The sequence below is a fragment of the Streptomyces sp. H27-D2 genome, from assembly GCF_035828615.1.
In the GTDB taxonomy this organism is placed as follows: Bacteria; Actinomycetota; Actinomycetes; order Streptomycetales; family Streptomycetaceae; genus Streptomyces.
Genome location: NZ_JAYMZR010000167.1, coordinates 1 through 8,198, shown reverse-complemented (window position 1 = coordinate 8,198; position 8,198 = coordinate 1). Strand labels below are relative to the sequence as shown.

Sequence of the window (8,198 nt, the reverse complement as noted above, 5' to 3'; positions counted from 1 at the left end):
CCGTGTCGTCCACCCGCGGCCCCCGCCGGGGGTGGACGGCCTGCTGCCGCATCGCTTCCCCCTGCTCAGCGGATGGTGACCGGCAGCGCTGTCAGAGCGCGCGAAACCGCCGCCGCGCCCCTACCCGACTACTCGACGCCCGACTATTCGACGCGCACCCGCGCCCGTTCCACGATCGCGCCGAGGTCGAGGGTGTGCGGCAGCGTGCCGAACGCGGAACCCCAGTCGCCGCCCAGCCGGGAGGCGCAGAACGCGTCCGAGACCGCTGAGGGCGCGTACCGCACGAGCAGCGAACCCTGGAGGACCAGCGCCATCCGCTCGACGAGCCGCCGCCCGCGCGCCTCGATGCCGTCCAGGTCGGCGAGTTCGGTGAGCAGGCCCTTGATCGCGCCGTCCAGCCGATGGTCCGCGCCCCGGGAGGTGCCGAGTTCGGTGAGGAAGGCGTTCAGCGCCATCGGCTCGCGTTGCAGGGCGCGCAGCACGTCCAGCGCCTGTACGTTCCCCGAGCCCTCCCAGATGGAGTTGAGCGGCGACTCGCGCAGCAGCCGGGGCATCCCCGACTCCTCGACGTAGCCGTTGCCGCCCAGGCATTCGAGGGCCTCGGCGGCGAGCGGCGGACACCGCTTCGTCACCCAGTACTTGGCGGCGGGCACCGCGAGCCGCAGGAAGGCGCGGTCCTGCTCGCCGTCCGAGTCGGCCGCCGCCGCCAGACGCAGCGCCAGCGTCGTCGCGGCCTCCGACTCCAGCGCCAGGTCGGCCAGCACATTGCGCATCAGCGGCTTGTCGATCAGCGGCCCGCCGAAGGCCTCGCGGTGCGCCGCGTGATGCACCGCCTGCGTCACGGCCTGCCGCATGATCGCCGCCGATCCGGTCACGCAGTCCAGCCGGGTCGCCGCGACCATCTCGATGATGGTGGCCACGCCCCGGCCCTCCTCGCCGACCCGGCGCGCCCACGTCGTCCCGTCGAACTCCACCTCGGAGGAGGCGTTGGAGCGGTTGCCGAGCTTGTCCTTGAGCCGCTGCACCGCGAAGGCGTTGCGCGCCCCGTCCGGCAGCACCCGGGGCAGCAGGAAGCAGGTCAGGCCGCCGGGCGCTTGCGCCAGCACCAGGAAGACGTCCGACATGGGCGCGGAGCAGAACCACTTGTGCCCGGTCAGCACGTACTCGCCGTCGGCGGCCAGCGGCTCCGCGCGGGTCGTATTGGCGCGTACGTCCGATCCGCCCTGTTTCTCCGTCATGCCCATCCCGGCCAGTGCGCCCGCCTTCGCCGCCGCGGGCCGCAGCCCCGCCTCGTAGACGTGCGAGGTCAGCAGCGGCTCCCACTCGGCTGCCAGCGCCGGGTCGGCGCGCAGCGCGGGCACCGCCGCGTGCGTCATCGACAGCGGGCAGCCGTGCCCCGCCTCGACCTGCGTCCACACCAGGAAGCCGGCGGTGCGCCGCAGCTGGCCGTCGGGGCGTGACCAGGCGTCGGTCAGCCCCGAGGACACGGCGCGCCCCAGCAGCCGGTGCCAGGCCGGGTGGAAGTCGACCTCGTCGATCCGGTTGCCGTACCGGTCGTGGGTGCGCAGCACCGGCTCGTTCGCGTTCGCCTCCTCCCCCCAGCGCTGGGCCTGGGCGGAACCGGCGGCCCTGCCCAGCTCGCCCAGCTCGCGGGCCACCTCCCCGGCGCGCTCGGGGGCGACATGGCGCTCGACGCCTTCGGTGAGGGCCGGATCGGAGCCGAAGACGTCGTAGCCGACCAGCGGCGGAGCCTGATTGATCACGGTGTGAGTCGTTGCAGCCATGCCAGCTACGGTAAGTAGGTGCGAGCAGTCGAGGAAACACCTGAGCGGCCGGCGGGCCGTCTCCACAGGGCCAGGGTCCTGTACCGCAACGTGTCCAAGCGCAAGATGACCTGGCTGCTCCTCAAGGACACAGTCAACTCCTGCATGGAATACCGGGTGACCGGGCTGGCCGCCGAGGCCGCGTTCTTCACCCTGCTGTCGCTCCCGCCGCTGCTGCTCAGCCTCATCGGGCTGCTCGGCTACCTCGACGCGTGGACCGACATCGAGACGGTCTCCAACATCCGCGAGAACATCCTCACCGCCTCCGGGACGGTGCTCTCCGACAAGGGCGTCAGCCAGATCGCCCGCCCGCTGCTCGACGACGTCATCAAGGGCAGCGGCCCCGACGTCATCTCGCTCGGCTTCGCCATCGCCCTGTGGTCCGGCTCGCGCGCGGTCAACGTCTTCGTCGAGACCATCACCATCATGTACGGGCTCGAGGGCCACCGGGGCATCGTCAAGACCCGGCTGCTCGCCTTCCTGCTGTACATGGTCGCGCTGCTGATCGGGGCGATCGTGCTGCCGTTGATGGTCGTCGGACCGGACGCGATGGTGCATCTGCTGCCGTCGAGCGAGGACGTCGTGCGGCTGCTGTACTGGCCCGTCGTCATCGTGCTCTCGGTCGCCTTCCTGACCACGCTCTACCACGTGTCGGTGCCGGTCCGTTCGCCCTGGCGCGAGGACATTCCGGGCGCACTCGTCGCCCTGACGATGTGGGTCCTCGGCAGCTTCCTGCTGCGCATCTACCTCACGAACACGGTCGAGGGGCCGACGATCTACGGCTCGCTGGCCGCGCCGGTGGCGGTGCTGCTGTGGATCGGTGTGTCCGCGTTCGCGGTGCTGGTCGGCGCGGCGGTCAACGCCGCCATCGACCGGGTCTGGCCGTCCGTGGCCACCGCCGCCGCCCGCGCCGAGACCGAGCGGGCCCGCGAGGAGGCCGCCGCGCTGCTCATCGCGCACGCCCACGCGGGCCGCTCGCCGCACCGGCTGGGGTCCGGCTGGGCGACGGAGGACGACGAGGAGGACGAGGCGGACCTCGGCCCCGACGTCGAACCGCCCTCCGAATTCCCCGAGCGCTGGGCCCAGTTCCTGCCGCACGACGACGTACGCGCCCGGCTGCTGCACGCGAAGCGGGAGCGGGAGCGCGAGGAGGCCGAGGAGCGCGCGGAGGCGGAGAAGGCTGCGGAGACCGAGAAGGACGCGGGGGACGAAGAGGCCGCCGAGGGTGTCGGGAGCGCGGAGGCCGCCGAAGGTACGGGGGCGGCGACCGGCCCGGAGTGCCCGGGGCGGCCGGCGCGCCCGGAGCCACCGCCGGTGAGCGGGCACGCGCCGGGGGCGCGGAAGCCGGGCGGTACGGGCGGGGCCGGTGTCAGCGGTGGTGCCGGGGTGTCCGGCGGGCAGCGGGGGTGGTCCACTGCGGAGGGAACCTCCTCGGAGGGGGCGCCCTCGGGGGGAGCCGCCCCGCACCGGGACTGATCCGGGGAGCGCGGCCGAAGGCGAGGCCGGACGCGGGTCGCGCGGGGGGTAGCGAAACGGGAGAACGGGGGAGCGGGGGAGCGGGCGAGCGATGGCCCGGGAGAGCGGGAGAGCGGGGGCGCGGCCTCAGGGCTCCAGCCGGCGCAGCCGCTCCGCGTCCCGCGTGCGCGGGCAGGTGACGCAGGCTTCGTCGGGCCGGATCGTGTAGTAGAGGCAGCAGCCGAGCCGGGTGCGCGTCGGGTACGACGCCCCGTCGCGCCCCGCCAGCCGGCGGAAGTCCGCGCCGCCGGGGAACGGCGGGATGGCCTCGGGCAGCAGCTCGGTCGCGGCCCGTACCGAGCGTTCCTCGTCTGCGAGCATGCGGCCGAGATACCAGATCCCCGACACCAGGTCGTCGCCGGCCATGCCCCACAGCGCGCGCGGACCACGGCGCAACCGGGGCCCGATCGCGGTCAGCAGCGGGCGCATGTGGTCGGCGACGGCGGCCCGCAACTCACCGCGCAACGCCTCCTCGTGCCCGACGACGCGAGCGCCGGGCAGGCCGGCGGCGGGATCGTCGGGGAGGCAGGCGAAGCCGCCCGGCCGGATCGCGAACGCGTCGGTGACGCGGTTCAGGTACACATCGCGCGGTCGCACTCGCGGCACCCTGCGCTCCAGGTACCACGGGCCGCTCATCAGCAGTGCGACGGACCAGAGGTAGTGGTGCAGCACTCTGGACGCGGCGACGTCCCCGCGCGGGACGTGGTCATACGTGACGCCGACGCGGGCGGCCTCGGCGTTGACGGCGGAGTCCAGCATCTCGGGATCGGCCGCCAGTCGCGCACCGTCGGTCCAGAGGCCGTACTCGCCGTACTCGCCGGCCTCGGCTGCCGTCCAGCTCATCTCTTCGGCGGCGGGATGTTGACCTTCCGTCAGAACGTCTACGTGCAGCGACGCGCAAGTGCGGGCCAGGCGTTGGTAGGTCCGGGCCAGTGGTCCGGTGCAGTCCGCCGCTGAGACGGTCGCCGCGTCCGCCGAGGCGTGCAGCATCAACACTCCCTAAAACTAAAACGGGTGCCAGAAGTTAGGTTTACCTTAGTGGCTGTGCGTGCTGCTGGACGCCAAGGAAAGCCCACGTCACCCCGCGTACAGCTCAGTTGCACCTTAGGTATACCTAACCTAAGCTCAGCCCCCGTGTCCAGGAACGATTTCGCCCCGTTCGGCGCGCCCTCCGCCGCTCCCCGGCGCTCGGCCCGCTTCGCGGCCGTAGCCGCCGCCGTAGCTTCCGTCGAAGCCGCCCCCGCCGCCGCCGGCCGACGGCCGCTGAAGCCGGTATCCGGCCGCCTGTCCGCGCCCCCCTCGCCGCTGCCCCGCGCCGCCGTCGGCAGACCGGGGCGTATCGTCGTACGCCCCTCCGGACCTCGGGAATTCCTCGCGGTTCCTGGCAGTCCACCTCGGTAGTCCCTGGCTCGGAAGGGGTCCTCGCCCATGCGGCTGTACCTGCTCGCGCTCAACCCCACCGACTCGGTCACGGAGGGCTTCCTCCCGGCCGCCGCCCGGCTCGGGCTCGACGTCACGCTGCTCACCGACCAGCCCGAGGCGCACCACAAGGCGTACGGGAGCGCCGGTCCGCGGCCCGAGATCCTGGAGTGCGACGTGCGCGACCAGCACGCCGTCATCACCCTGATCTCCACCCACCGCGCCCCGGACGCGGTGTTCACCAACAGTGACCACCTCCAGACCGCGACAGCCCTGGCCGCACGGTACTTCGGGCTCCCCGGCAAGCCGTGGCAGGCCGCGCTGCGCGCCAAGGACAAGGCGGAGATGCGCCGCCACCTCGCGCGGGCCGGCGTCGACACGGTGTGGTCGGCCGAGCTCCCGGCGAGCAGGGACGCCGCCTCGCTGCTGGCGCTGCCGGTGCCGTACCCGTGTGTGGTCAAGCCGCGGGAGGGGGTGGCCAGCGAGGGCGTCGTACGCGTCGAGGGCCCCGCCGAACTCCTCGCGCACTGCGCGCATGTGCGGGCCGGCCGGCCCGGGGCCGCGCTGGTCGTCGAGGAGTTCCTGCCCGGCGAGCTGTACACGCTGGAGACGCTCGGGGACGGCCGGATACGCCATGTGCTGGGCGGATTCCACACCGAGCTGTCCGCGCCGCCGTACTTCATCGAGGAGCGCCTCACCTACCTGCCCGCCCACCCCGAGCCCGTCACAGCTCAGGTGCTCGCCCAACTCGACGCGCTCGACGTCGGGTTCGGCGCGTGCCACACCGAGTTCGTGGTGCACGAGGGCCGCGCGCGGCTCATCGAGGTCAACTACCGTGCCATAGGCGATCAGTGCGATCTGCTGCTCGCCCAACTCCTCGGCATCCCGCTCTTCGAGCACATCCTCCGCACCCACCTCGGCGAACCGCTGCCCCTGGACCTGGGCGCGCGGACGGACGGCCGGGCCCGGCTCGACTATCCGTACGCCACCGTCGCCGGGACACTCACGGCCGCGCCCGCCGCCGCCGATCTGACGGTGGACGGCGTACGGCTGACGTACCGGCCGCTGCGCGAGGTCGGCGAGCGGCACGCGTTGTACCGCACCAACCGCGACTTCCTCGGCGTGCTCCGCGCGCTGGGGGACGACCAGGAGGCCGTGGACCGCGCAGCGACCGGCTTCCTCGCCGCCCGGAGCTGGGAGATCACCCCGTGACGGCGCGGACGACTCCCCCGGAGCCCCCCGAGCCCGTATCCGAGCCCGTATCCGAGCCCGTGTCCGGGGGCGCCCCCGTCGCCCTGGCCGCCGCTTCCCCCGGCCGGCTCTCCCGTCCGGCACGCCCTGCGGCCGTCGCGGCCCGCACCGAGGCGGAGGCGCTGTTGCTGCGCGTCCTGTCCGCGCTGCTGCGCGAGGACGTCCTCGGCCTGCGCACCCGCAGCACCCGGATCGAGCGGCCCGACGGCGACTGGCTGCGCCTCGCCGCCGATGACGCGCGGGGGGCGGGGGGCGCGCGTGCGGCGGGGAGCGGCGAGACGCTGCTGCCGCCGGTTCCCGAGGGCGATGAGGCGCTGCCGTCGTCGGCCACCGGGGGCGGCGAGGCGCTGCTCCTGCCGGTCGCCGACGACGGCTTCCAGTGCGAGTCCGCCGCCCGGCTGCCGCTGCTCGTACGGGAGTCGGACGGCCGCGAACTGCGCGGCTGCGACGAGGTCGTCGGCGCGCTGAGCGCCCTCGCCGACCCGGTCGACCGAGCCGGCTACGCGGCCTTCGCCGAGGAGTGCCGGCAGACCCTCGCGACCATGCGGCTGCACGCCTCCTCGCGCGACGAGGTCGCCGATCTGCTCACCGCCCGGCACGGCGCGAACCCCGCCGACTGGACCGGCCTCGCCGACGGCCTGGCCCATGACACCCTCGCCGCCCGCCTCGACCACCCCGTCTACCCGACCGCGCGCGGTCGCGCAGGGCTCACGGACGACCAACTCCGCTCCTACGCGCCCGAGTTCCACCCGAGCTTCGAGCTGCGCTGGATCGCCGTGCCGCAGGACGCCCTCACGGTGGGTGGCGGACCAGGCCCCGGGCCGGGCCCCGGACACGCCGCCGCCACGGCCCCCGGCGCGGGCGGCCGACCCGCGTACTGGCCGACCCCCGGCGACCTCGGCCTGCCCGCGCTCGACGGCAGCCACCTGGCCATCCCCGTCCACCCGCTCTCGCTCGGCGACCCGTTGCGCGACGCGCTGCGCGCCACCGGCCTGGAGGGGCGGGCCGTCCTCGCCGACCGTCCGTATCTGGAGGTCGTCCCCACCCTCTCGATGCGGACCGTGGCGCTCACCCGCGATCCCACGCTGCACCTCAAACTGCCTCTGGCGACCGCGACCCTGGGGCTGCTCAACCGCCGCACCATCAAGCCCGGCACCCTGACCGACGGAGCCGCCGGCCAACGGCTGGCGGCGGCGGTGATCGCGCGCGAGCCGCGGTTCCGCGAGTCCGTGCTGCTCGCCGACGAGAGCCGCTTCGCGCACGCCGGGCATGAACTGCTCGCCGTGCTGCTGCGCCGCTACCCGACGGGCCTGGACGACGCGGTGGTGGTGACGATGGCCGCGCTGCTGAGCGAAGCGCCCCGGGGCGGACTGGTGATCGACCACCTCGCCGAACGGTTCTACGGCGACGAGCCGCTCGCACTGCTCGACGCGTGCCTCACGCTCCTGTTCGACTGGCAGACGACGCTGTTCGGCTACGGCATCGCGCTGGAGTCGCACCAGCAGAACATCTCGTTGGTCCTCGACCGCGACGCGGCGGGCAGCACCCGCCTGCGGCTGCTGTTCAAGGACAACGACGGGCCGCGCGTCAACACCGGCAGGCTGCGCGTGACCCTGGGCGAACACGTGCCTGGACCGGCGGAGTTCGACGACGCGCGCATCTTCGGCGCGGATGACGGCCCGCTCGCGGACCTCTTCACGACCATCACCGTCCACCTGTGCGCCGGGGCGTACGCCTTCGGCCTGGCCCGGCACGGACGCGCCCCCCTGGAGCGACTGCTCCAGCTGGTGACCGACCGTCTCAGCGAGGCGGTGGACCGGCTGTGCGCGGCCGACGACCGGCGCGGCGCGGGCCCCGACGGACCCGGAGCCACGCTGCGCGCCCGCCTCTTCGACGCGCCACGCCTGCCGGTCAAGGCGATGGTCACCGCGGGCACCCTGCTCACCAAGGACCGCTCCGGCGCGGCCGACGTCAACAAGCACTACGTCACCGGCCCCAACTACCTGCTGCGGGAGCGTGGCCGGTGACAGCTACGGCATCTCCGGCAGGCGGCGACGGTCCGTACAGGAGCCGCTGCGAGAACCACGGCGGGAACCGCCGCTGGGGCCCGTCGGCGCACCCGATCGCACCCCGCGACAGCCCGTACGGGAACCGCGCCCCGCAGCCTGCCCCGGAGCCCGCCCCGCAGCC

General features: G+C 73.9%; 5 protein-coding genes and 1 pseudogene. 4 read left to right on the top strand and 2 right to left on the bottom strand.

Annotated features, from left to right (window positions below; all coding sequences use genetic code 11):
• Positions 1 to 143 precede the first annotated feature (143 nt).
• Entirely contained in the window at positions 144 to 1,784 is a 1,641-nt protein-coding gene (locus QMK28_RS33110) for an acyl-CoA dehydrogenase family protein (RefSeq protein ID WP_326443392.1), read from the bottom strand.
• Positions 1,785 to 1,802: 18 nt separating this feature from the next.
• Between QMK28_RS33110 and QMK28_RS33105 the strand changes: the two are divergent.
• Positions 1,803 to 2,981 (top strand): annotated as a pseudogene (locus QMK28_RS33105) (YihY/virulence factor BrkB family protein); the annotation flags it as partial.
• A gap of 444 nt (positions 2,982 to 3,425) precedes the next feature.
• Here the strand turns inward: QMK28_RS33105 and QMK28_RS33100 are convergent.
• Positions 3,426 to 4,328 carry a (2Fe-2S)-binding protein gene (locus QMK28_RS33100; protein WP_326443390.1) on the bottom strand — a complete coding sequence of 301 codons (903 nt, stop codon included), beginning with the start codon at positions 4,326 to 4,328 and terminating at the stop codon, positions 3,426 to 3,428.
• Between the two features lie 144 nt (positions 4,329 to 4,472).
• Between QMK28_RS33100 and QMK28_RS33095 the strand changes: the two genes are divergently transcribed.
• The 3 genes from QMK28_RS33095 (at position 4,473) to QMK28_RS33085 (ending at position 8,035) form a co-directional block, all read left to right on the top strand.
• Positions 4,473 to 4,739: a hypothetical protein gene (locus QMK28_RS33095; protein WP_326443389.1), complete on the top strand. Its 267-nt coding sequence runs from the start codon at positions 4,473 to 4,475 to the stop codon at positions 4,737 to 4,739.
• Between the two features lie 27 nt (positions 4,740 to 4,766).
• Positions 4,767 to 5,969, top strand: coding sequence for an ATP-grasp domain-containing protein (locus tag QMK28_RS33090; RefSeq protein ID WP_326443388.1), 1,203 nt, complete (start codon positions 4,767 to 4,769; stop codon positions 5,967 to 5,969).
• A gap of 161 nt (positions 5,970 to 6,130) precedes the next feature.
• Positions 6,131 to 8,035 carry an IucA/IucC family protein gene (locus tag QMK28_RS33085; RefSeq protein WP_326443393.1) on the top strand — a complete coding sequence of 635 codons (1,905 nt, stop codon included), beginning with the start codon at positions 6,131 to 6,133 and terminating at the stop codon, positions 8,033 to 8,035.
• Positions 8,036 to 8,198: the final 163 nt, after the last annotated feature.